This is a genomic window from Allocoprobacillus halotolerans (assembly GCF_024399475.1).
GTDB classification, from domain to species: domain Bacteria; phylum Bacillota_I; class Bacilli_A; order Erysipelotrichales; family Coprobacillaceae; genus Allocoprobacillus; species Allocoprobacillus halotolerans.
The window spans coordinates 1,013,205-1,036,540 of sequence record NZ_CP101620.1 but is presented as its reverse complement, the minus strand read 5'-3'; the positions used below and the strand labels follow the sequence as shown (position 1 = coordinate 1,036,540).

Sequence of the window (23,336 nt, the reverse complement as noted above, 5' to 3'; positions counted from 1 at the left end):
TTCATGAAAATAGGCAAAATAACAAATAATTTGACAAATACAAAAAAGTTGTTTAAAATGCTCATAGTGTGAGGTAAATAGAAATGGATTATCAAAAATATGCTAGAGAATTAATAGGATATATGATAGAGAATGAACAGTCTTTTAAATTCTGTCATGGTGATATCAGTGAAATTGCTAGAGGGGAAGGTGCTGTCCTGATTTATTTAATGGGCGGAGATGGTGTTTGTGCATCGGAAATTAGTCAACGTTTTGATATTAATACATCAAGGGTAGCTGCAGTTTTAAATACTTTATCTAAAAAAGGATTCATAAAAGAGAAGAAGATCCTTTGGATAAAAGAAAGATAAGAGTTTTTATTACAGATAAGGGAAAAGCATTTGCTTATGAAAGAAAAAAGAAATAGAAAGTTATTTTGTAACTCTTTTAGAACATCTAGGAGACGAAGATACTAAAGAATACTTACGTTTATCTGGTAAGATTAATCAAATCATTAAAGATTTAAAGTAATGCAAATGAATTGAAGATTATGTCGAAATAAGATATAGTTAAAAACTACTGAGTGGTTATGTTTAAAGGAGAAGTGTTATGAGTCAATATTATTTAGGAATTGATGTAGGTTCTACAACCGTAAAAGCTTATTTAACAGATGAAAAGGATACATGTTTATTTTCTCGTTATGTCAGACATAATTCAGATGTTAGAAATACAATTTTGACATTATTAGAAGAAATCAATAAAGAGTATCCTCATATTGAAATTCACCCTGTCATTACAGGATCAGGGGGATTATCTATCTCTCAATCGTTAAATGTAAAGTTTGTCCAAGAAGTCATTGCCTGTACCAAGACAATTGAAACATATATTCCACAAACGGATGTTGCGATTGAATTAGGTGGCGAAGACGCCAAAATTACATATTTTGAAGGTTCGTTAGAACAACGTATGAATGGAACTTGTGCTGGTGGAACAGGAGCATTCATAGATCAGATGGCAACTTTATTACAAACAGATGCGACTGGGTTAAATGAGCTTGCGAAAAATCATCAACGTATTTATCCCATTGCTTCTCGTTGCGGTGTTTTGCGAAAACAGATGTCCAACCTTTAATTAATGAAGGAGCAAGAAAAGAAGATATTGCGGCATCTATTTTTCAAGCCGTTGTTAATCAAACAATCAGTGGTTTAGCATGCGGGAAACCTATTAAAGGAAAAGTTGCTTTTTTAGGAGGACCATTATACTTTTTAAGTGAATTAAGACAACGTTTTATTGAAACCTTAAATCTTCAAGATGATGATATTATTTTCCCTGAAAATCCACAATTATTTGTGGCAATGGGTGCTGCTTTAAATGCTAAAGATGTGGAAGAATCAATATCTTTAGAAAAACTCATTGAAGATTTAAAGGCTTTAAAAGATCATGGGACAGAAGCTGCTCATACGTTAGAACCACTTTTCTATAATGAAGATGAATTAAGAGGATTTAGAGATCGACATCTTCAAGCAATGACAAAGAAAAGAAATCTAAAAAAATATAAAGGCAATATTTATGTGGGTATTGATGTTGGTTCAACAACTTCTAAAGTCGTATTAATTGATAATGAAGGATCTATTTTATATTCTTTCTATAATTCTAATGAAGGAAATCCTTTAGATTTAATTATTAGAATTATGAAAGAAATCTATGATCTCATTCCTGAAGGATGTCATATTCAAAAAGCTGGAGTAACAGGTTATGGTGAATCATTAATTAAAGCAGCCTTAAAAGTTGATTATGGTGAAGTAGAAACAATTGCTCATTATACAGCTGCTAAACACTTTGAACCCAATGTTGACTTTATTTTAGATATTGGTGGACAGGATATGAAAGCTATCACAATTAAAGATGATGTGATTCAAGATATTACTTTAAACGAAGCTTGTTCATCAGGTTGTGGTTCATTCCTTGAAACATTTGCTCATTCTTTAGGTTATGAAATTGATGAATTTGCTCAGATGGCTTTAATGTCCAAACATCCTTTGGATTTAGGAAGTCGTTGTACAGTTTTCATGAATTCTAAGGTTAAACAAGCACAAAAAGAAGGGGCTTCTTTAGCTGATATTTCAGCTGGTTTATCTTATTCTGTCATTAAAAATGCGTTGTATAAAGTTATTAAATTAAGAAGTAAAGAACAAATTGGTAAAAATGTTGTTGTACAAGGTGGAACTTTCTATAATGAAGCCGTCTTACGTGCTTTTGAAAAAGAAGCTGGCATAGAAGTTGTCAGACCTGATATTGCCGGATTAATGGGAGCCTACGGAATGGCAACAATTGCGAAAGAAAAAGATGATGGCAAAGGCACAACATTATTAACACGTGAAGAATTAGAAAACTTGACATATCAAAATACGATGAGAAATTGTGGAAAATGTACAAATAACTGTATGTTGACAATCACATCGTTTAATGATGGAAGAGAATTTATTAGTGGAAATAGATGTGAAAGAGGAGCGAATCTTCCATTAAAATCAAAATCACTTCCTAACTTATTTGATTATAAATATCGTCGTGTGTTTAATTATCATTCATTACCAATTGAAGATGCCTCTCGTGGAGTTGTAGGTATTCCAAGAGCCTTAAATATGTATGAAAACTATCCATTCTGGCATACATTCTTTACAGAATTGAAGTTTAGAGTTATTCTATCTTCACGTTCTTCAAAAGCAATTTATGAAAAAGGAATTGAATCCATTCCAAGTGAAAGTGCTTGTTATCCAGCAAAGATTACACATGGACATATTGAAAACCTGATTGCAAGAGGAGTGCCTTTTATCTTCTATCCATCAGTTGCTTATGAACGTTTAGAAAACGATGATGCAGGAAATCATTATAACTGTCCAGTTGTCGCTTCTTATCCGGAAGTCATTAGAAATAATGTTGATAATCTCCAACAAAAAAATATAAAATTTAAAAATCCATTTATTTCATTAAATAATAAAAAGACATTATTCCATGTCTTAAAAGAAGAATTAAGTGAGTTCAATATTACTGATAATGAATTACATCAAGCCATTGATAAAGCTTATGAAGAATTAAATCATTGTCAACAAGACATTCGTCAAGAAGGAAAACGTGCTATGGAATATATGCGTGAAAACAATATGCAGGGTATTGTTTTAGCAGGTCGACCTTATCATGTGGATCCTGAAATCAATCATGGTATTCCTGATTTAATCACAAGTGAAGGATTTGTCGTATTAAGTGAAGATAGTGTTTGTTATTTAGATGAAGAACATTTAAAATTACGTGTTGTTGATCAATGGACATATCATTCTCGTTTGTACAAAGCTGCTTCATTTGTATCTTCACAAAAAGATTTACAACTTATTCAATTAACATCATTTGGTTGTGGATTGGATGCAGTGACAGCCGATCAGGTAGCTGAAATTTTAAAAGCGAGAAATAAGATTTATACTTTAATTAAAATTGATGAAGGAAGTAACTTAGGGGCTATTCGTATTCGCATTCGTTCTTTAAAAGCAACAATTGAAAAGAAAGAAGATATTATTGATTTATCACAAAAATATGAACAAGTGAAAGTTCCTTTCACAAAACAGATGAAAGAAGAGCGTTATACAATTTTATGTCCACAAATGTCACCTATTCATTTTCAATTTGTTGAAACAGCAATAAACTCAGAAGGCTATAATTTTGAAGTTTTACCATCAGTAGATAAAAATGCTGTAGAACAGGGTTTAAAATATGTCAACAATGATGCTTGTTATCCAAGTATTTTGGTTGTAGGACAAATGATGAATGCACTTAATAGTGGGAAATATGATTTAAATAAAGTGGCTTTGATTATTTCTCAAACAGGTGGAGGATGTCGTGCCACTAACTATATTGCCTTTATTAGAAAAGCATTGAAAGATGCCGGTATGGAACAAATTCCTGTGATTTCAGCGAACTTATCAGGATTGGAAAGCAATCCAGGATTCAAAATCACATATAAAATGGCTAAAAAAGTTGTTATTGGAGCGATGTATGGGGACCTATTTATGCGTGTTCTTTATCGTGTGCGTCCTTATGAAAAAGTTAAAGGTTCTGCTAATAAACTTTATGAATCATGGGTAGCAAAATGTCAGGAAAATGTTAAAAATGGAAATATGAAAGAATTTAAGAAAAATGTTTATCAGATCGTTAAAGACTTTGATGAACTTCCATTATTAGACATAAAAAAACCTAGAGTTGGATTGGTTGGAGAAATCTTAGTCAAATTCCATCCAACTGCTAATAATGAAATTGTCAATATCATTGAATCAGAAGGTGCAGAAGCAGTGATGCCTGATTTAATTGATTTCTTCCAATATTGTTTCTATAACACATGGTACGAACATGAACATTTTGATGCTTCTCAATCATCAGTGTGGTTATGTAACTTTGCAATATGGTTTGTAGACTTCTTACGCAAAGATATGATTAAAGCTTTAAAAGCTTCTAAGCGTTTTGATTCACCAACACCAATTGATCAGATTGCGAAAAAAGCCAGTGAAGTTGTTTCTATCGGAAATCAAACTGGTGAAGGATGGTTCTTGACTGGAGAAATGATTGAACTTATTGAAGAGGGAGCACCAAATATTGTATGTATGCAGCCATTTGCCTGCTTACCAAATCATGTCACTGGAAAAGGTGTAATTAAAGCTTTACGTAAAAAATATCCACAAAGTAATATTGTAGCTGTTGATTATGATCCAGGTGCTAGTGAAGTCAATCAGTTAAATAGAATTAAGTTGATGTTGTCAACTGCATTTAAGAATATGAACAAAGAATAGTTCATATTCTTCTTTTTGCGAATATGAAACAAAATACACATATTTTATAATAAGAGGTGGGAAAATGTATATTCCTGATATAGATGTTTATGGCTTTACTGGAACAGCTGTTATCCTAGGATAATTACTAACTTTAGAATTTGATGTAAATGAGCAGGCAGCATTGGGAGCACGGTTTAATGTCATAGGCGATATTTTATCTTCTAATTCTAGTTATCTTGTTTTATTACAGGCTCGATATGATAATACTCAAAGTGACAGTTAAAATAATGATAAAGATAATTTTGATATTTTAAATGAGGCTTTAGATAAACTGAAAGAGAAAATGAATGATATAGAATCCAAATTGAATAAACAATCAAGCTGATTCTTTCTTTTCATGACATTTTTTATAAATCAGTTTATAATATAAAAAAGTGAAACATTGTTGAAGATAGGGGAGATAGAATGACTTCTAAAGTCAAATATATTCAACAACTCTATTCAGTGATATATATTGAAAATTATGTGATATAAAGTATTGTTGTAAACATATTGAATTTAAGGAGAAACATCATACGATAAAATGTTTTATGATTTTTTTAATGTCTATTATTTTCTTTGTCATTGCATTTATGGGTAAAAGAAATTTGAAAAAAGTGAATGTGAAGAAAGAGATTATCAATGTACAATAGATAGAGTTATATTCTCTGATACAGGAAATGTTGAATATTATGTTGTCTTTGAGGAGAACGCTCATACAATAATGACTCAAACTGAACATTATTCATCAAAGACACCAAGTCTTCATCCACATGAGAAAGTAAAAATCAAATATTTTTTTACCAAAAATAAAGTACCTCGTGCAATAATTATTGATGAAAGAGTAAAATCTGTTTCTTTTAGTGTACCAAAAATTTTTAATTTTTGTATTCTTATAGGAATTTTGTTGTTTTTAACTGCATTATTTGTTTTTATGCAGATAGTCCAAATGAGATATATAATATTTTTCATTGTATAATGATATATTTATGGTTTTTTTCTTGAAGAATTCACATGTTTTCAGTAAAATAAGGCAATATGAAAGGGTGATAACTTTGAAGAAAAAATGGTTTATTATCACTTTTGTCATTATTTCTATTTTAGTCAGTGTGGGATATGGAGTAGGAACATATTTTGTCAATTATGCCCTGTCACCAAGTAGCAATTCAGATCAAAGAGAAATTGATGAAAGTGATGAAGTTAAATTATCAGATAGTATTCAAAATCAAATAAATCAAAATAAAAATGAAGAAATGATGAAAGGTATGGACTTTGAGGCTCAAACAAAACCAATGATTGTAAGTAGTTTGGATTCTATAAGTCTAAAAGGAAAATATCTTGATCATGATGATAGTCATCAATGGGTTATTTTGATACATGGATATAAATCAAGTAATGAAAATATGATGTCATATGGTAGTGAATATTACGATAGAGGATATAATGTTGTTTTACCTGATAATCGTGCACATGGAAAAAGTGATGGCGAATATATTGGTATGGGCTGGTTAGATAAAGATGATATTGGTTGCTGGGTGAATTGGATTATTGAAAAAGATAATCAAGCACAAATTATTTTACATGGTATTTCCATGGGTGGAGCTACAGTGATGATGGTTTCAGGTGAACATTTACCACAAGTTGTAGGTTATATTGAAGATTGTGGATATACGAGTGTATGGGATATTTTTGCGAGTGAGTTAGATAAACGTTTTTCTCTACCATCGTTTCCTATTTTAGATATTTCTAATTTAATGGCTCAGGCGAAAGCAGGATACAATTTTAAAGAAGCTTCAAGTGTTGAACAAGTCAAAAAAGCCAATCAACCAATGTTGTTTATTCATGGTGGCAAAGATGATTTTGTACCCGTTGAAATGGTTTATGAAGTTTATGATGCCTGTCCAACAGTTAAAGAACTCTATATTGTAGAAGAAGCAGGTCATGCTCAATCTAAAGATTATGATGTAGAAACTTATTGGAATAAAGTTTTTGATTTTATTGATCAAAATATAAATTAAGATAAATGTAAAAAGCTGTAATGAAGTTACTTTATAATAGTGATTTCATTACAGCTTTTTTCATAAAATATATGTTTTTAATTATAAGTGATTCTAAAGTAATCTAGATAGGCTTTATAGTTATTTTGTGCTGATAAACAAGTATCCCACAAAATTCCTTTTTCATAATCCCATTCTTTTAAACCACGATAGTAAAACATTTTTATTTTATCTTCAATAATAAAAGGAACAATGTTATTTTTTAAACATTTTTTAAACATAATCAATCTACCAACACGACCACTACCATTTTGAAAGGGATGAATCCTTTCAAATTTTACATGAAACGCTAATATATCTTCTAATGTTTTTTTCTTTTTTTATTATATTCATTTAATAATTCCTTCATTTTATCAGGAACTTCTTCAGGAAGTGCAGTTGTTCTTCCACCTACTCATTAGGAATTTTCTTATACTCACCAACAGTGAACCAATCTTGACGAGCATCTTTTGTTCCGTTTTAGTTCTTTAATGAATTTTTCATTTAATGTCAAATGAGCATGATCTATAATCATGTCAATACAACGAAAGTGATTTGATGTTTCAATAATATCATCAACATTTAAAACTTCACCCTCAACTTCAATTGTATTGGTTTCAAAAATATATCTTGTTTGATCATGAGTCAAACGACTTCCTTCTATATGATTAGAATTATAGGTAAAATCAATTTGTGTTTTATGATAGATACCTCCATGAAGTTTATTTTCTTTTTCTTCTTTTAAAACATTCAATAGGGTTCTAGATAATTTTTTTGCTAGTTTTTTCTAGTTGGCTTTTTTGCATTTTCAGGAATATTCCATGTCTTACCATTAAGAAAAGCACCTTTTACACGCCCCTGAGCACAGTAGTTTCTAACACTTCGCTTGGATATATTCCATTGTTTAGCTATTTGAGCTACTTAAAAATATCGCATATCAAAACCTCCTTCTTATTTTATACGTATAACATATTATCGACAAAAAATATATTTTAAAATAAAATAGTTAGAATTTTGCCGATAAAAGAAAAAAGTAAAGTTGAAAACGAGAATTAAAGTATTCTTAGATTTTAAAGTAATCAAGTCTAAAATTAAAATTCTCTGACTTTACTTATCTGTTCGTATTGATTATAGATATGACAAGCTATGTTTTTTATAAACTAGGAATTTGTTATTGGTTTGGGTTGTTGTATGAACATAAAATGTTAAATTTATATAAAAATAGAGAAAAAGCTGAATGTGTCAGCTTTTCCTAGTTATTTTAAATATTCATACTAGTATGAATATATTGACTTTAGTCAGTTGAGCATACAAAGTATGCGAAACAAAAAACCACCTGCTATGCGGGTGGAGCGATAAAAAGTTATACAAAATATCACCTTTCCATTATAATGAAAGTGTTCAAGCTATCATTATAGGAACGGAAAGGTGATAAAGTATGGCTCAAAAAGCTAATTCTTTGGCACATACGAAGTGGATGTGCAAATATCACATCGTCTTCACTCCAAAGTATAGACGAAAAGTGATTTATAATCAACTAAGAAATGACATAGGAGAGATATTAAGGACATTATGCCGATATAAAGGAGTAGAAATCATAGAAGGGCATCTGATGGCAGATCATGTCCATATATTAGTGATGATACCACCAAAATTAAGTGTATCATCATTCATGGGATACCTAAAAGGAAAATCGGCACTGATGATATTTGATCGACATGCAAATCTGAAATATAAATATGGAAACAGACATTTCTGGGCAGAAGGATATTATGTGAGCACAGTGGGATTGAATGATGCAACGGTCGCAAAATATATAAGGGAACAAGAGCGACATGACATAGCGATGGACAAACTCAGTGTGAAAGAATATCAAAATCCATTTGAAGACAGAGAAATAGAAAAAGAGAAGAAAAAACAGGAGAAAAAGAAAAAGACAGTTAAGAAAGAGAAATAATCCCTTTGAGGGATAGCGAGAGTCAAAAGCGATAGCTTGAACGAAGTGAAAGCAGCGCCTTTAGACGCGAGCAAGTAACAAAGGCTTATAGTCGCAGAGAAAACCACGCCTTTTAGGCGTGGTTTTTATTCAAAATATCCATGAATTCTTCACCGGTAATCGTTTCTTTTTCATAGAGATAACGGGCTAATTCATCGTAAGCGTCAAATAATAAAGCCCTATAAATAATGCTGAAGAAACACTATAATAGGACTGTAAGTATTTATTGGATTTCATTTAACGACTAAAAGATCGTATTTCTACGATTTTTTAGTCAGATATATGTTTTCTGGTAATGATTTTGACCATGGCATGATCTTTTCTAGTTCCTTGTCATCATTAATATCTATTTCAGTTAATGCTGTTAAAAGATATTCAAAATAATCATATGGCTTGAGATTATTAAGTTTTGCTGTTTCAAGGAGCGAATAGATTGCTGCACTTGCTTCTGCTCCTTTAACTGTGTTTGAAAACAGCCAGTTGCGACGACCTACGCAGAATGGACGAATTGAATTTTCTGCTCGATTGTTGGATATTTCAATACGACCTTCTTCAAGATACAATCTTAAGTTTTCTTCCTGGTTGATGCTGTATGTTAAGGCTTGGCTGAGTTTGGTCTTTTCAACTGCTACTTTTGCACATTCCTTGACATCCTTGAAGAAATCATCAATGATTGGCTTTGCTTCTTTTTGCCTTGTGTCTTTGATCTCTTCATAGCTTTTGCCTTTTAATTTCTTTTCAAGCGTAAAAAGCTTATTGATCTTATGAAGAAGTCTGTAACTTGCAGTACCTTTTAGATCTGTATCAGATGGTGCACCATCAAGTGCTTCTAAATACTTTCGACGACAATGTGCCCAGCATCCCATGTGTCTGATATCATCAAGTTTGTCATAGGCCTGATATCTGATGGTAGAATAAAAACTGTACAAGGTAAATGACAGAGAAAATCATTGATGGTACAATGTCATATGAATTATAAAACAAACAGAATGAGAGGAAGAAACATATGGCAAAACATACTTATGATAAAGATTTTAGAGAAGGAGTGATTCAGTACTGTTTAGATCATCCAGATGAATCATATGTAAGTGTATCAAAAAGATTTGGAATTCATGATACGACGATTGGTGGATGGATGAAAAGTTACAAGAAAAATAATGATGAAGTGATTATAAGAGGAAGTGGAAATTATTCAAGTGATGAAGCTAAGGAAATAGCCAAATTAAGAAAAGAACTTAAAGATACAAAGGATGCATTAGAAATCCTAAAAAAGGCTATTGGCATACTGGGAAAATAAACCAAAAGGACATCTACGAAAGTGTTAAAGAATCAAAAAAGAAAGATTCAACAATTTCGATTTCCAGTGTGCTAAAACAGTTAGATGTCAGCAAATCAGGTTATTATGATTACATTAATAGAAAGCCAAGCTATACAAAACAAAGAAGAGAAAAAATTACAAAGAAAGTTGAGGAAATTTATAGAAATTCTCATGAAATATATGGCTCACCAAAAATAACAGAGATGCTCAATCAAAATGGTGAAAAAGTCAGTCAAAGATACATTTATTCCATCATGAGAGAAAACAGCTGGAAGGCTAGATATGTAAAGCCATACGTTCAAACAACAATAAGTGAGGATTTCTCTTCAAGGCTTAAAAATCTGCTCAATAGACATTTTAATCCATCAAGACCTGATTGTGCCTGGTGTACAGATATAACTTATATAAGAACAGTTGATGAAGGCTTTGTCTATTTGACAAGCGTCATGGACCTATACTCAAGAAAAATCATATCATGGGTGCTGACAAAAACGATGGAAACAGATGAAGTTCTAAAAAGTATTGAAAAGGCAAAGGAAAGAAGGAAGGTAGAAAAACCATTAGTGGTGCAAAGTGACAGGGGCGTGCAGTTCACATCAACTAAATATCAGGAGATGACAGAAGGATTTGTAACAAGTTACTCAAGAAAAGGAACACCATGGGATAATGCCTGTATAGAATCATTTCATGCATTAATCAAAAGGGAGTGGTTGAATTTTTATAAGATAATGAATTATGAAGAAGCATATCAACTTGTATTTGAATACATAGAGGGATTCTACAATACAATAAGGATTCATTCACATTGTGGGTATCAGTCACCCAACGAATACGAGAAAAACTATATGTTAGCAGTGACTAACAAAAATCAAACAACTTTTATTACAAATTCTGCAATTTAAGTTGTCCGAAATCTTGACATAGTACCAATCCATCTGTCTGAAGTATATTATGATATCCTTCAAGATGTTTCTTTGCATGTTCATGACCTCTTGTGTTTTCATAAATGAAATGAACAATTTGCTTGTCTTCACTTCGTCCTGTCTTGTATACCCACATATAGGATTTTGTTGTTGGTTTCTGGTCTGGAACATTCAAAACCTGATTTGTTGTTTCATCCGCATGCAGATATTCACTTTGAAGAAGTGTCTTATGCATATAATCAGTCATTCTTTTGAAATATTCATCATGAAGCTTGATCATCCAGTTGGCCATTGTCTGTCTTGATAGTTTCAATCCAATCTGATTGAACATCACTTCCTGTCTGTATAAAGGCAATGCCTTATTGAATTTATTATCAATAATATATGATAAAAGTGATGGTGATGCAAAACTCTTATAGATAACAGAAGCTTTCATATCTGCCTTGAATATTTTTGATTTTAATGAATCTTCCTCACATCTGTCACAGGTATAGACATATTGAACATGCTCAATAACTTCATACCTTGCAGGATAATAGACAAGTTCTTTTCTGATGTTTTCACCAATCTTTCTTAATGGTTCACCACAGTCAGGACAGTTCTTGTTTTCTAGATCATAAATCTTTGTTACAGCGGGTAATGATGAAATATCAATGCCACGTTTATTGTTTTTCTTTTTTCGTTTATATGTCACTTCTTCAAGTTTTGGCTCTGCTTTGATTGGAGTTGATTCAATTTCAATTTCATCAAAAGAGAAATCTGGTCAGGAAGAACAGTTTTTTCTGATGATGAACCAAAAGCTTCTTCTGCTGAAGTCTGATCTGCTGACTGTACCAGTTTAACTGTTCACTTAAAACATTGATCTCGTTATCCTGTCTTTTGATTCTTTCTTCAAGCATATTGATTTTTTTGATTAGTTCTTCCTGACTTAGATTTCTCAGATTCATTGTATAATTCACTCCATATCTTAATAATTCAACGAATAGTATTGTACCATATTTCAATATGAATTATTAGATGAGAAGCTGTTTTTCTTTGAATTTTTCTTCAAATTCAAGGCCTTCCAGAAGCCAGTTGAGCTGAGTGGAAGTTATTTTTCTTGTATTGGAATCATCATGTTCTTCAATCTTGAACCTGCCATGTTCAAGTCTTTTGATAAACAGCCAGAAACCATTGGATTCATAATAGAGTATCTTGATCCTGTTTCTGGCTTTGTTTGTAAAGATAAACAAACTATGATCAAGAACATTCATCTGAAAGTGAAGATTCACGATCTGTGTCAAACCATCAATCGACTTTCGCATATCAACATAATGGCTTGAAACATATATATTCTTGATTTCATCGGTGTTAATGATCATTTTAATGCACCAATGACTTTATCAAGCAATGAAGAATCAAATTCAACAGTATGACCATCAATATTCATCGATACAAGTGTTGGCATGTCATCAATAACTCCAACAGGCAGAAAGATATCAGTAGAAACCGAATCCTTTTGAATCTTCCTTTTATTTTTATAGAAAGAGCTGAGAGCAAGATGATGTTCATCACAGTATTTATTAACAGTGAGTCCACTGTTCAGCTGATCATCAATGATCTTTTTCCAATCATATTTCATGTAGCTAAACCTCCTTTTCAATTGGTAGTTACATTTTATATGATTTGTTTTATAAATATCAGTGCTATTTCATTTGACGCTTACAATTCATCAAGTTTATCTTTATTATCTTTTAAGATTTGAATAGCTTTTGCATGTTGTTTTTTAATCAAGGCAATGACTTGTTTATCAATTTCCTTTTGCGTTTCACTAGAACATGCAAGTGTTGTATCGCCACCTAAATATTGATTTGTTTGTGTTTCGAGAGTGACCATATCGAAGTCTAAACTCATACCATAACGGGTAATCATAGCACGTGCTAATTTTGTGGCTTGTTCAATATCATTAGAAGCACCAGTGGAAATTGTATGAAAGGCAATTTCTTCAGCAGCACGACCACCTGTATAAGTAGCTATTTTATTTTCAATTTCTTCTTTTGTCATTAAATAATGATTGCCTTCATCAACTTGCATTGTATAACCTAATGCACCAGAAGTACGTGGAATAATAGTGATTTTTTGTACAGGAGCAGAGTTTGTTTGTTTAGCCGCAACTAAAGCATGTCCAATTTCATGATAAGCAACAGTCCATTTTTCTTTGTCTGTTAAAATAGCATTTTTCTTTTGATAACCAGCTATAACAACTTCAATACTTTCTTCTAAATCACTTTGAGTTGCATATTGACGATGATCTCTAACAGCACGTAATGCTACTTCATTGACAATATTTGCAAGTTCAGCACCAGAAGCGCCAGAAGCCATTCTAGCGATTTTATTATAGTCAATATTTGGTTCTGTTTTAATTTTTTCGCATGAACTTTTAAGATTTCTTCACGTCCTTTTAAATCAGGTAATTCAACTGGAACACGTCGATCGAAACGTCCTGGACGTGTTAAAGCTGGATCAAGAGATTCAGGTCTATTGGTTGCTGCTAAAATGATAACACCATTATTCCCTTCAAAACCATCCATCTCTGTTAATAATTGATTTAAGGTCTGTTCTCTTTCATCATTACCACCAATATTTCCATTACGTTTCTTTCCAATAGCATCTATTTCATCAATAAAAATGATACACGGTGCTTTTTCTTTTGCTTGTTTAAATAAATCACGTACTTTAGAAGCACCCATACCCACAAACATTTCTACAAACTCAGAACCTGACATTGAAAAGAAAGGAACATTGGCTTCACCAGCTACAGCTTTCGCAAGCATTGTTTTTCCAGTACCTGGAGGACCTACAAGTAAAATACCTTTTGGCATAGATGCTCCAATTTCTTTATATTTTTGAGGATTATGTAAATAATCAACAATTTCAGCTAAATTTTCTTTGGCTTCATCTTCTCCAGCCACATCACTAAAATTAATACCTTCAGAAGATTTCACATATATTTTTGCATTAGATTTACCCATACCAAAAGACATGGCATTATGTCCACCACCGGCTTTATCCATTAATTTCTTTGAGAATATTTGACCAATACCTATACAGATTAATAAAGGTAATACCCAAGAAAGTAAAATACTTAGAAGTGGTGACATTTCTTCTACAATTTCACTTGTAAACACAACATCATATTCATAAAGTCTATCGACTAATTGGGGATCATTCATAATTCCTGTTTTATAAACATGATTATCATCTTTTTGTGTAAATAAGATTTGATTATCTTGAATTTCAACTTGTTCAATTTCTTTGTTTTCTGTTAATTCAATAAAAGTACTATAATCAACTTCCTTAATTTGTCTTTGAGCTAAATAAGGAAATGCGATAAAATTCAATAAAACTAAAATCAACATCACAATTCCATAATAATAAATTAACGGCTTTTTAGGTTGTTTCACTTCATTCATTTTCATTTTCCTCCTTTTCTTTATATTGTGATTCCATCGCATTATAAACTGATAATAATGCATAACGCATAGCTTGAATCGCAAGATCAATAGAATATTCTCCACATAAAGCAAGCATTTCCGTTTGATCTCTCGTATTTGTCATTTGTTTAAGTATTTGATCAACATGTTCACAATATTCTTCCTGTGCTCTCGCAAATTCTTTAACACCTGTAAAACGTCCGCTTTGAATTTGATTTTTTAAAATCAATTCATTTTCTTCTAACTCTTTTTTGATTTTTTCTTTTTCACTTAGAATTTCCTGATAAGATGCTTTTTGACATAAGCGAATTCTACTTTCAAGAAGCAAAGCGTTTTGTTGTAGTTCATACAGCTTAATCGCAAATAAATGATTTTGCATATCCATCTTTATGACCTCCTTACAATGATGTTATATCATCTTTATTTATGAATGAACATAATCAGAATTGTTGATGTGACATGACAAAAAAAGACAAGTGTCACAAATTTTTACACTTGTCAATTTCTGTCTAAAATTTATTGTTTGTTTATGATATTGATTTTGGTTTATTTATACTTTTTTGCATCAAATTTCATCTTTTTTAGAACGTTATTTTTGATTGTTTTTTGTCGTTATGACTTATTTATTATGTTGTAATTTGAATATTGTCTTTTGCGTTTTAATTTCAGCTCTTAATTCTTCATCAGTTGGTAAATACAATTTATATTTACTTGCGAATAACTGTTCGTTTCCTTTTAAAATTGAATAACACGCAATATCTTCATCTGTATCGGTACAAAGAATAATGCCAATTGTTGGATTATCTCCATCTGTTCTCTTTAATTCATCATACATACGAACATACATATCCATTTGTCTTACATCTTGATGTGTAACTTTGCTTGTTTTCAAATCAATAAGCACAAAGCATTTTAAATAGTAGTTATAGAAAACCAAATCAATAAAATAATCTTGTTTTTCTGTATGAATATGTTGTTGTCTAGCGACAAAGGCATATCCTTTACCAAGTTCCATCAAGAATTTTTGAAGATTGGAAATAATATTTTTTTCAAGATTAGTTTCTGTAAAATCAGTATTTTGAGATAAGCCTAGAAATTCAGCTATGACTGGATTTTTAATAAACTCTAACTTATCGTATTGATATTTTGAAGTCAATTGTTTCATTTCTTCAATCACTAGTTCTTTTACTTGTGATTTGAGTAAGCGATAATAATATTGCGATGAAACATTACGTTGTAAAGTCCTAACACTCCAAGATTGTTCGATAGATTCTTTTTCATACCAATCTCTTGCGACTTTATCCTCTACTTGAATTAATACGCGATAATGTGACCAGGAAAGAACCTTTTCAGATTGTTGCTACAGTGTGGCAACAATTTCTGGAAATAAATTATAAAATCTATAACAACGATACAAAGTAACTCTATCAAAACCTTTTCCATATATTTTCGTCAATTCTTTTGATAATTTTTTAATTATTTCAGCCCCATACTCTGCACGATTGTCATCATTTAAAGATTCTTCAGCTATTCGATAACCAATTAGCCAGTTACGATATACTAAAGCAACATTAACAGCCTGATATGCATTTTTTTGTGATGCATCAATAATGTACTTTAAATCTGATAATATATCTTCAGCCTTTTTAACTTCAAAAAGGTGATTAAAATCCATTAAATTATTATTCATCACTTTCATCCCTTTTTGTAATGATATATAGCATTTCTATTTATTTTCAATATCAGGAATATACTTTCCACATAGAAGATCATATAAATCATTTGTAAGAGTATCTAAATCAACATTTTTCTTTTCACTATATTCCATCAATGTTCCAATAATAGCAGATGAATAAAATGTAACAACGATATCAATTTGGGATTGCGTTAAATCAGGTAGAACATTTCTTAAATAAATTAAATTTTGAAAATAAGTTTTTACAGCTGATAACAGCAATTGTCTGACTTGATCATATTTATGAGTTTGTAGAAATCTGTTGATAATCTCAGGTTTATCATCAAGTGTTGAAACAAAAATACGTAAAGCATCTTTCAGTGTAGGCGCATCTAATGTTTTTTGAAGAAGAATTTCTCCTTGTTGTTGTAAAGCATATTCAATGACTTCTAAAATATCTTGAAAATGATAATAGAATGTTTGTCTGGCAATACCACAAGTTGTCACAATATCTTTGACAGTGATGTTGTCAATGGGTTTATGTGCAGCTATTTTCAAAAATGCAATGACCATCGCATCCTTAGTAATTGTTGACATAAAATGCCTCCTTTAGATTAAATGGAAATGTTTTAAAGCTTCATATATACCATCATCTAAGACATCTTTTGTGACATAGTCAGCGGCTTTTTTGCTGCTTCTCTACCACTGCCTACACAAATACTTGTTCCCGCACATTGAAACATAGGGATATCCACTTCAGCATCACCAAAAGCATAAATATCTTGTTTATCCATATCAAGATATTCAATCAATTGTTCAATAGCCATCTTTTTATCAATATGAGGTAAAGCACAATCTCCAAATAAAGCATCTTCACCTTGTCCACCCCAAGTTAAACATTGGAATTGAGGAAAATGGGCTTTAAAATCAAGATAATCTTGATATGTATTTAAAACATAATTAATTTTTGTAATGTTTTCTTGATACATGCTTTCAGGAAATTCCATCATTGGATAAATTTCACGAATCTTTGGTGTTCCTGAATGTCCATATTTTTGATAAGTTGGAACAGCTCTTGTTTCAAAATCATGAGAACCATATAAACCATCATTACCTTCCATAAAATAACATATATCATGACTATCTAAATAATCAGTGATTTCTTTGACTTGCTCTAATGAAAGTTTTTTATCTTTTAAGACTTCTCCTTCACATTCAATATAAGCACCATTACCACAAATAATACCACTGACATCGATATTTCCAACTGTAGCACGATTGCGTGTTCTTCCTGTCACAACAAAAATATAATGTCCTTTGTCTTTGGCTTGTTTTAAAGCATCAATACAACTTTGAGGGATAGTGCCATCATAACTGACTAATGTTCCATCTACATCAAATAATAATAATTTTCTATCCATGATTTTCTCCTTTGTTGATATAAGCTAAAATTAACTGATATGTATTTTCAACAGCTTGAATATGTGTTCTTTCCATACCGTGACTTGCATGAACACCAGGTCCAATTAATGCACCTTTAATATTTTGTCCACCTCTTAAAGCAGCTGAAACATCACTGCTGTAAAATGGATAAATATCCACAGCGTATTGTAGTTGATGTTCTTTTGCAAGACTAATAAAAGTAGAAGTCATATCATAATCATAAGGACCGCTTGAATCCTTTGCACAAATGCTGACATCATATTCTTTACAAGCTAAATCCTCACCAATACAACCCATATCTACCGCTATTAATTCATCAACTTGGCTATCAATATAGCTGCTTCCATGACCAACTTCTTCAAATGTAGAAATCATAAAATAAAGATTATGTTGAGGTTTTATTTGATTTTGTGAAAGATGTTTTAAAACACCAAATAAAATGGCTACACTCATTTTATCATCTAAGAAACGTGATTTGATAAAACCAGAGTCGGTAATCGTTGTTTTAGGATCAATCGCAATATAATCACCATTATTAATTCCTAATTTTTGAACATCAGCTTTTGTTTTCACCATTTCATCAATACGAATATGCATTGTATCACAAGATCTTTCTTTATCTTTAGAATCTTTATAAACATGAGCAGCTGGTGAATTAGAAAGAATAGTTCCTGTATAAACTTGATGATCTCTTGTGATAATACGACAATATTCACCATCTAGTGTAGGAATAATAGGACCACCAACATTAGTAAAAGCTAATGTTCCATCTTCTTTAATACTTCTTACCATTAATCCAAGTGTATCAACATGTCCACAAAAACCAATTGTATAATTATCTTGTCCTTCTACAAAAACTTGTAAATTTCCTTTTTGAGTTAATTTTGTTTGAAAACCTAAATTTTTAGCTTCGTTTTGACAATATTGAATCACTTCTTTTGTATATCCTGAAGGACTATCAATTGCCATAATATCTTTTAAAATAGAAAGTATATATTCATTCATAAAAAATCTCCTTTTATTCTTTTTGATGGGCAGCTTCAATAATTTGAGATAAAGTAATTTCTTTTAACTTTTCTTTATACTGTTTTTCAGCCGCATTTAAATAATCAACAATAAAATCTTCTGTTTCTTTTACTCTTAAATGAGGATCAAAGACTTTATCTACTAAATGGGTTGTTTTAACAAAAGGTTCTTTACCTTCCATAGCTTCAAAAATATCTAATAAAGATATTTGATCAAGGGGTTTAGTTAAAGCAAAACCACCACGTTTATTAGCCATAGATGCAATAAAACCAGCTACAACCAGTTGTCTGGTGATTTTTTTTAAATAAGAATCAGATACAAGTAATTTTTCACTTAATTCATGACTTTTAATAGGTTTTTCGTGAGCACCAATTAAAAGTAATATGCATATTGCTTGTTCAAAACTTTTTCTAATCTTCATATTTTCATCACCTTCTTTTCTATTTTAACAGAAAATCAAGACTTTGTATCTAAAAGAGTTGACAAATATTTGGAAATTCATATAATAAATCTTAGATATTTAATATCTATGGATATTTAATATCTAAAGAATAAAAGAAAGAAGGAATTTTATGCTTAAGCAGGAATGGAAAAATATTTTTCATCAGACTTGGATGAAAATTGTTTTAATAGCGATTATTCTTATTCCAAGTTTATATGCATGTATCTTTTTAGGGTCTATGTGGGATCCTTATGGCAACACTGGGAATATACCAGTAGCCCTTGTCAATCAAGATCAGCCAGTCACATATGGAAATCAAACATTAGAAGTTGGAAAGGAACTGGTAGAGAATCTTAATGAAAATCAGAGTATGGATTTTCAAACTGTGGATGAACAAGAGGCACAGGAAGGTTTAAAGAATGGGAAATATTATATGATTATTCATATACCAGAAGATTTCTCACAAAATGCGACAACTCTTTTAGATCAACAGCCTCAAAAGATGAAACTGCAATATACGACAAATCCTGGAAGTAATTATATTGCTTCTAAAATGGATGATTCAGCAATTGAAAAAATAAAAACAGAAGTTTCTCAAACTGTTACCAAAACATATGCACAAACTATTTTTGAGCAAGTGTCTACTTTAACAGATGGATTAAAAGAAGCCAATGATGGAACCACACAAATGGTTAATGGGACAGAACAATTAGTTGATGGCAACCAGTTAATTTCAGATAATTTAAAAGTTTTAGCTAGCAGTTCACTGACTTTTGAAGATGGAGCTTATACACTCACTGAAGGATTAGAAGATTATACTGATGGTGTATTGACTGTTCATCAAGGTGTTTATTCCTTAAAAACAGGTTTAGATACATTGAGTCAATCAACACAACCCTTGTATAATGGAACACAACAATTATCAAAAGGTTCTGTTTCATTGAATCAAGGACTACAACAATATACAAATGGCGTTGAACAAGCTTATCAAGGAGCAAAGCAACTTACTGAAAATCAAACACAATTAAATCAAGGAATGGATGCCTTTGAACAAGGTGTGAGTCAGCTTGTTGAAGGAAATGCACAAGTTTCTCAAGGTTTAACACAGCTTAATCAAACATTAGCGAATACTTTATCATCAGCGAATGTTGAAAAAATAACAGCTGCAAGTCAAGCAAATGATTCATTAAATCAAGCAACCACTTTGATGAATCAAATTCTTTCCAAAGATTCATCAATAGCACAGAGTTGGATGAATAATCCATTGAATTCAGATCAAGCTATGCAAATCGTTCCAAATAATCAAACTGCTCAATATTTATTAACTCATTATTCTTATAGTGGTTTGGTTAAAACTGTTACCAGTGGAAATCAGAAAGCTATCAATCAATTGAGCACTGGATTGACACAGGTTTATGAAAATACTCAAAAACTAGAAACAGGAAGTCAAACAATTCAAACGAATTTAGAATCTTTAAAAACTTCTTTTGAAAAAACATTGATGCCTGGTTTTCAAAGTTATATGGGTGGTGTAACGCAAATTCACGATGGATTAAAACAATTAGAAAATCAAAATCAAGTTTTATTAAATGGGAGTCAACAAATGGTTGATGGTTTATCAACATTGACTAATCAAACACCAGATTTGATAAATGGTATTCAACAATTAGATCAAGGAGTAAAGACATTATATGCAGGAACTTCACAAATTGTTTCAAATAATGAAACATTAATGGATGGTTCTGCACAATTAAGTCAAGGCTCAACGCAAATCAAAGATGGTGCTTGGCAATTAAGTGATGGTTCCCAAACACTAACAACTGGATTAGAAACGCTTCAAGAAGGATTGCAAACTTTAGATGAAAGTCTAGCCAAAGGTGTAGAAAAAGCTAGTCTTGATGTTGGTGAACAAACTTTTGAGATGATGTCAGCTCCAGTCGAAACGTCACATCAAGAAATTTCAGTTGTAGAAAACAATGGACACGCAATGGCACCTTATATGATGAGTGTCGCATTATATGTCGCAGCTCTCGCATGGACATTAATGTATCCCATTAGAAAAGGTATTGAAAAAGCATCTTCACCATTTCGATATTGGTTATCAAAAGCTTCTGTCATGTATAGTGTTTCCACAATAGCGGCTATTGTTTTAATCACAAGTTTAAGATGGATATGTGGATTTGAACCTCAACAATTATTCATGACATATGTTTTTGCGATTATTGTATCAGCAGCATTTATGTCACTTGTGATGTTGTTGTCATTGACAACAGGATATATTGGAGAATTTTTATTGCTTGTCTTTATGATTATTAATTTAGGTGGTTCAGCAGGAACATATCCATTAGAAACATCTAGTGTCTTTTATCAAGTAATTCATCCATTTGTACCTTATACGTATAGTGTTGATGGCTTTAGAAAAGTCATTAGTATGTCAAATGCGACAATCACAACAGAAATGATTGTTTTTGTAGGAATATTGATTATTTGTTCATTATTAACAATTCTTTATTATCGTTATAAAAATAAAGAAGATCATCATCTTATCCCTCAAGCCTTTGAAAAAGTAAATGAATAAAGGTAATGATAGTTTTTATCATTATCTTTTTTATTTAAAACAAAAAAATAGAAACGATATTTCGCTCTATTTTTTATGTTCTCTCTTTTAGAAATCTTTTTAATAAGAAAGCTAGAAAATATGGAAATGTATAGAATTGTTCATTAAATCCTATATTCTTATTTGCAAGTTTTATTCCAAAGTGAATATCAGAATATTTATTGCTTTTTATTAATCTGTTTAAGGAAGCTGTCGCTTGATCATTGGCTTTCACTTCAACTGGAATTAATGAAGTCGCATCTCTTATCATAAAATCTATTTCAAGCGTATTTCTTTCATTTCTATAAAAGTACAATTTATATCCCTGTTTGACAAGCATATCTGCAACGACATTTTCATAGATTGCGCCTTTATAAGTATTAAAGTTCTTATTGTAGCGAAGGTCCTCCTGAACTTCATCGTCTAATGAACCAATCAACAATCCTGTATCTCCAAAATAAATCTTGTAGGCATCAGGATTATAGTTGCCACCTAATGGTAAGGATGGTGTTTCCATACAATAACAAAGATTGACAATACCAGCATTTGATAGCCAGTCTACTACCCCTACATATTCTCTATTTCTAGCGTTTCTTCGTACTTTAGAAATTTTGAATCTCTTGTTGTCATTTCCTAAAAATGCAGGAATCTTTCTATATACATCCAAGATTCTTCCTTTATCCAATCCTCCAGCATACTTTGTTATATCTTCTTCATAATCCAACAGCAGTTGTTTTTGCATTTGGAGTGTTACGCTGTAATTTTTCTGTTTGACAAAAGTAAAGACTATTCTAGGCATACCTCCTAAAACCATATATTCTCTAAAATTTTCTAAAAGAATATCATATTCCAATTGTGATAAAGGCTCAGTTTTTAACATTTTTAGTAAAAAATTTTCAATTTGTTCATTTTTGTACCCTTTGGCCCATAAAAACTCCTCAAAATCAAGAGAATACATATCATAATCCTGTTTATATCCAACACTGTTTGATTCAATTTCTCTATAATTGATTCCCATCAGTGAACCTGAACAGATAACATCATATCTTTTATCAAGCATGAATGATTTTAAACTTGTTGCACAATTGATACAGTCTTGTATTTCATCAAAGAAAAATAACGTTTCTCCTTCGATAAATTGAAAATCAGGATTAATCAAGGAAATATTTTTTATGATAGTATCAACATCAAATCCATCATCAAAGATGGTCTTATACTGCTTTTGAAGAACAAAATTAATCTCTATGACTGATTTATAATGTTTTCTTGCAAAATGTTCAATGGCCTCAGTTTTGCCAATTTGACGAGCACCTTTTATAATTAGAGGATCTCTATTATCCTTTTGTTTCCATTCTTCTAGAAAATCATCAACTTTTCTTCTTAGTCTTTCCATTATACTCGCCTCCTGTATGAATTGGTAGTGTCAAAAGTTGCTATATGACAACACAAATGCACTACTCTTGATTTGTTTTATTTGTTCTATTTTAATAATAATTTGTATTCTTATTTTTTTACTATTTCTCTAAAATTTGTATTAAAAAAGTGAAATATCCATGTTATAGTATTCTTTACACAA

The 23,336-nt window shown here is 31.2% G+C and carries 22 protein-coding genes and 2 pseudogenes; 7 read left to right on the top strand and 17 right to left on the bottom strand.

What is annotated here, in order from left to right; all coding sequences use genetic code 11:
• Positions 1 to 83: 83 nt before the first annotated feature.
• The 3 genes and pseudogenes from NMU03_RS06135 (at position 84) to NMU03_RS06125 (ending at position 6,850) form a co-directional block, all read left to right on the top strand.
• A complete protein-coding gene (locus NMU03_RS06135; protein WP_290141760.1) occupies positions 84 to 350 on the top strand; it encodes a winged helix DNA-binding protein in 267 nt (88 codons plus the stop codon).
• Positions 351 to 588: 238 nt separating this feature from the next.
• Positions 589 to 4,811 (top strand): annotated as a pseudogene (locus tag NMU03_RS06130) (acyl-CoA dehydratase activase-related protein).
• A 1,076-nt stretch (positions 4,812 to 5,887) separates the two neighbouring features.
• Positions 5,888 to 6,850, top strand: coding sequence for an alpha/beta hydrolase (locus tag NMU03_RS06125; protein WP_290141759.1), 963 nt, complete (start codon positions 5,888 to 5,890; stop codon positions 6,848 to 6,850).
• Positions 6,851 to 6,927: 77 nt separating this feature from the next.
• Here NMU03_RS06125 and NMU03_RS06120 read toward each other — a convergent pair whose 3' ends face one another.
• Both NMU03_RS06120 and NMU03_RS06115 read right to left on the bottom strand, forming a co-directional pair.
• Positions 6,928 to 7,110: a hypothetical protein gene (locus NMU03_RS06120; protein ID WP_290141758.1), complete on the bottom strand. Its 183-nt coding sequence runs from the start codon at positions 7,108 to 7,110 to the stop codon at positions 6,928 to 6,930.
• Positions 7,111 to 7,304: 194 nt separating this feature from the next.
• On the bottom strand, positions 7,305 to 7,622 hold the full coding sequence (locus tag NMU03_RS06115; protein ID WP_290141757.1) for a Fic family protein: 318 nt from the start codon (positions 7,620 to 7,622) through the stop codon (positions 7,305 to 7,307).
• A gap of 684 nt (positions 7,623 to 8,306) precedes the next feature.
• On the opposite strand from NMU03_RS06115, the gene tnpA (NMU03_RS06110) reads away from it, so the two are divergent.
• Positions 8,307 to 8,825 (top strand): IS200/IS605 family transposase, encoded by a 519-nt coding sequence (gene tnpA, locus NMU03_RS06110; RefSeq protein WP_290141756.1) that lies wholly within the window; start codon positions 8,307 to 8,309, stop codon positions 8,823 to 8,825.
• A gap of 299 nt (positions 8,826 to 9,124) precedes the next feature.
• Here tnpA (NMU03_RS06110) and tnpC (NMU03_RS06105) read toward each other — a convergent pair whose 3' ends face one another.
• Positions 9,125 to 9,793, bottom strand: a complete 669-nt coding sequence (gene tnpC / locus NMU03_RS06105) for an IS66 family transposase (protein ID WP_290141755.1) — start codon at positions 9,791 to 9,793, stop codon at positions 9,125 to 9,127.
• Positions 9,794 to 9,870: 77 nt separating this feature from the next.
• Here tnpC (NMU03_RS06105) and NMU03_RS06100 point away from each other — a divergent pair, with 77 nt between their 5' ends.
• Entirely contained in the window at positions 9,871 to 10,161 is a 291-nt protein-coding gene (locus NMU03_RS06100; RefSeq protein WP_290137672.1) for a transposase, read from the top strand.
• Complete coding sequence (locus NMU03_RS06095) at positions 10,119 to 11,084, top strand: IS3 family transposase (protein WP_353956688.1); 966 nt, start codon at positions 10,119 to 10,121, stop codon at positions 11,082 to 11,084. Before NMU03_RS06100 ends, NMU03_RS06095 begins: the two co-directional genes overlap by 43 nt.
• Here the strand turns inward: NMU03_RS06095 and tnpC (NMU03_RS06090) are convergent.
• The 13 genes and pseudogenes from tnpC (NMU03_RS06090) to NMU03_RS06035 all read right to left on the bottom strand — a co-directional run bounded on the left by tnpC (NMU03_RS06090) (position 11,065) and on the right by NMU03_RS06035 (position 19,143).
• Positions 11,065 to 11,799, bottom strand: a complete 735-nt coding sequence (gene tnpC, locus NMU03_RS06090) for an IS66 family transposase (protein ID WP_290141754.1) — start codon at positions 11,797 to 11,799, stop codon at positions 11,065 to 11,067. The two genes, NMU03_RS06095 and tnpC (NMU03_RS06090), sit on opposite strands and share 20 nt — an antisense overlap.
• 52 nt (positions 11,800 to 11,851) lie before the next feature.
• A complete protein-coding gene (locus tag NMU03_RS06085) occupies positions 11,852 to 12,052 on the bottom strand; it encodes a hypothetical protein (RefSeq protein WP_290141753.1) in 201 nt (66 codons plus the stop codon).
• Positions 12,053 to 12,118: 66 nt separating this feature from the next.
• On the bottom strand, positions 12,119 to 12,466 hold the full coding sequence (gene tnpB, locus NMU03_RS06080; RefSeq protein ID WP_290138069.1) for an IS66 family insertion sequence element accessory protein TnpB: 348 nt from the start codon (positions 12,464 to 12,466) through the stop codon (positions 12,119 to 12,121).
• Complete coding sequence (gene tnpA / locus NMU03_RS06075; RefSeq protein WP_290138071.1) at positions 12,463 to 12,726, bottom strand: IS66 family insertion sequence element accessory protein TnpA; 264 nt, start codon at positions 12,724 to 12,726, stop codon at positions 12,463 to 12,465. Before tnpA (NMU03_RS06075) ends, tnpB begins: the two co-directional genes overlap by 4 nt.
• 80 nt (positions 12,727 to 12,806) lie before the next feature.
• Positions 12,807 to 13,466 carry an ATP-dependent metallopeptidase FtsH/Yme1/Tma family protein gene (locus NMU03_RS18010; protein WP_435372934.1) on the bottom strand — a complete coding sequence of 220 codons (660 nt, stop codon included), beginning with the start codon at positions 13,464 to 13,466 and terminating at the stop codon, positions 12,807 to 12,809.
• Positions 13,415 to 14,557, bottom strand: a complete 1,143-nt coding sequence (locus tag NMU03_RS06070) for an ATP-dependent metallopeptidase FtsH/Yme1/Tma family protein (RefSeq protein ID WP_435372933.1) — start codon at positions 14,555 to 14,557, stop codon at positions 13,415 to 13,417. Before NMU03_RS06070 ends, NMU03_RS18010 begins: the two co-directional genes overlap by 52 nt.
• Complete coding sequence (locus NMU03_RS06065; protein ID WP_290141752.1) at positions 14,550 to 14,963, bottom strand: hypothetical protein; 414 nt, start codon at positions 14,961 to 14,963, stop codon at positions 14,550 to 14,552. Before NMU03_RS06065 ends, NMU03_RS06070 begins: the two co-directional genes overlap by 8 nt.
• A 234-nt stretch (positions 14,964 to 15,197) precedes the next feature.
• Positions 15,198 to 15,743 (bottom strand): PDDEXK nuclease domain-containing protein, encoded by a 546-nt coding sequence (locus NMU03_RS06060; RefSeq protein ID WP_290142292.1) that lies wholly within the window; start codon positions 15,741 to 15,743, stop codon positions 15,198 to 15,200.
• Positions 15,744 to 15,794: 51 nt separating this feature from the next.
• A pseudogene (locus tag NMU03_RS06055) lies at positions 15,795 to 16,253 on the bottom strand (DUF1016 N-terminal domain-containing protein); the annotation flags it as partial.
• Positions 16,254 to 16,304: 51 nt separating this feature from the next.
• Positions 16,305 to 16,850, bottom strand: a complete 546-nt coding sequence (locus tag NMU03_RS06050) for a TetR family transcriptional regulator (RefSeq protein WP_290141751.1) — start codon at positions 16,848 to 16,850, stop codon at positions 16,305 to 16,307.
• A gap of 56 nt (positions 16,851 to 16,906) precedes the next feature.
• A complete protein-coding gene (locus NMU03_RS06045) occupies positions 16,907 to 17,674 on the bottom strand; it encodes an HAD family hydrolase (protein ID WP_290141750.1) in 768 nt (255 codons plus the stop codon).
• Complete coding sequence (locus NMU03_RS06040; RefSeq protein WP_290141749.1) at positions 17,667 to 18,701, bottom strand: M42 family metallopeptidase; 1,035 nt, start codon at positions 18,699 to 18,701, stop codon at positions 17,667 to 17,669. The genes NMU03_RS06045 and NMU03_RS06040 overlap by 8 nt, the downstream gene beginning before the upstream one ends.
• A gap of 13 nt (positions 18,702 to 18,714) precedes the next feature.
• Positions 18,715 to 19,143 carry an RrF2 family transcriptional regulator gene (locus NMU03_RS06035; RefSeq protein WP_290141748.1) on the bottom strand — a complete coding sequence of 143 codons (429 nt, stop codon included), beginning with the start codon at positions 19,141 to 19,143 and terminating at the stop codon, positions 18,715 to 18,717.
• Positions 19,144 to 19,294: 151 nt separating this feature from the next.
• Here NMU03_RS06035 and NMU03_RS06030 point away from each other — a divergent pair, with 151 nt between their 5' ends.
• The gene (locus NMU03_RS06030) at positions 19,295 to 21,742 is read left to right on the top strand and encodes a YhgE/Pip domain-containing protein (RefSeq protein ID WP_290141747.1); all 2,448 of its coding nucleotides are present in this window, start codon (positions 19,295 to 19,297) and stop codon (positions 21,740 to 21,742) included.
• Positions 21,743 to 21,815: 73 nt separating this feature from the next.
• Here NMU03_RS06030 and NMU03_RS06025 read toward each other — a convergent pair whose 3' ends face one another.
• A complete protein-coding gene (locus NMU03_RS06025; RefSeq protein ID WP_290141746.1) occupies positions 21,816 to 23,153 on the bottom strand; it encodes an ATP-binding protein in 1,338 nt (445 codons plus the stop codon).
• Positions 23,154 to 23,336: the final 183 nt, after the last annotated feature.

What these genes read in the sequence shown, in the direction of transcription:
- NMU03_RS06025 (WP_290141746.1), bottom strand. Translation starts at nt 23,153, where the DNA reads ATGGAAAGACTAAGAAGAAAAGTTGATGATTTTCTAGAAGAATGGAAA.
- NMU03_RS06030 (WP_290141747.1), top strand. Translation starts at nt 19,295, where the DNA reads ATGCTTAAGCAGGAATGGAAAAATATTTTTCATCAGACTTGGATGAAA.
- NMU03_RS06040 (WP_290141749.1), bottom strand. Translation starts at nt 18,701, where the DNA reads ATGAATGAATATATACTTTCTATTTTAAAAGATATTATGGCAATTGAT.
- NMU03_RS06120 (WP_290141758.1), bottom strand. Translation starts at nt 7,110, where the DNA reads ATGTTTAAAAAATGTTTAAAAAATAACATTGTTCCTTTTATTATTGAA.
- NMU03_RS06035 (WP_290141748.1), bottom strand. Translation starts at nt 19,143, where the DNA reads ATGAAGATTAGAAAAAGTTTTGAACAAGCAATATGCATATTACTTTTA.
- NMU03_RS06065 (WP_290141752.1), bottom strand. Translation starts at nt 14,963, where the DNA reads ATGGATATGCAAAATCATTTATTTGCGATTAAGCTGTATGAACTACAA.
- NMU03_RS06100 (WP_290137672.1), top strand. Translation starts at nt 9,871, where the DNA reads ATGGCAAAACATACTTATGATAAAGATTTTAGAGAAGGAGTGATTCAG.
- NMU03_RS06050 (WP_290141751.1), bottom strand. Translation starts at nt 16,850, where the DNA reads ATGTCAACAATTACTAAGGATGCGATGGTCATTGCATTTTTGAAAATA.
- NMU03_RS06135 (WP_290141760.1), top strand. Translation starts at nt 84, where the DNA reads ATGGATTATCAAAAATATGCTAGAGAATTAATAGGATATATGATAGAG.
- tnpA (WP_290138071.1), bottom strand. Translation starts at nt 12,726, where the DNA reads ATGAAATATGATTGGAAAAAGATCATTGATGATCAGCTGAACAGTGGA.
- NMU03_RS06045 (WP_290141750.1), bottom strand. Translation starts at nt 17,674, where the DNA reads ATGGATAGAAAATTATTATTATTTGATGTAGATGGAACATTAGTCAGT.
- NMU03_RS06085 (WP_290141753.1), bottom strand. Translation starts at nt 12,052, where the DNA reads ATGAATCTGAGAAATCTAAGTCAGGAAGAACTAATCAAAAAAATCAAT.
- tnpA (WP_290141756.1), top strand. Translation starts at nt 8,307, where the DNA reads ATGGCTCAAAAAGCTAATTCTTTGGCACATACGAAGTGGATGTGCAAA.
- NMU03_RS06070 (WP_435372933.1), bottom strand. Translation starts at nt 14,557, where the DNA reads ATGAATGAAGTGAAACAACCTAAAAAGCCGTTAATTTATTATTATGGA.
- tnpB (WP_290138069.1), bottom strand. Translation starts at nt 12,466, where the DNA reads ATGATCATTAACACCGATGAAATCAAGAATATATATGTTTCAAGCCAT.
- NMU03_RS06060 (WP_290142292.1), bottom strand. Translation starts at nt 15,743, where the DNA reads ATGAAACAATTGACTTCAAAATATCAATACGATAAGTTAGAGTTTATT.
- NMU03_RS18010 (WP_435372934.1), bottom strand. Translation starts at nt 13,466, where the DNA reads ATGGCTTCTGGCGCTTCTGGTGCTGAACTTGCAAATATTGTCAATGAA.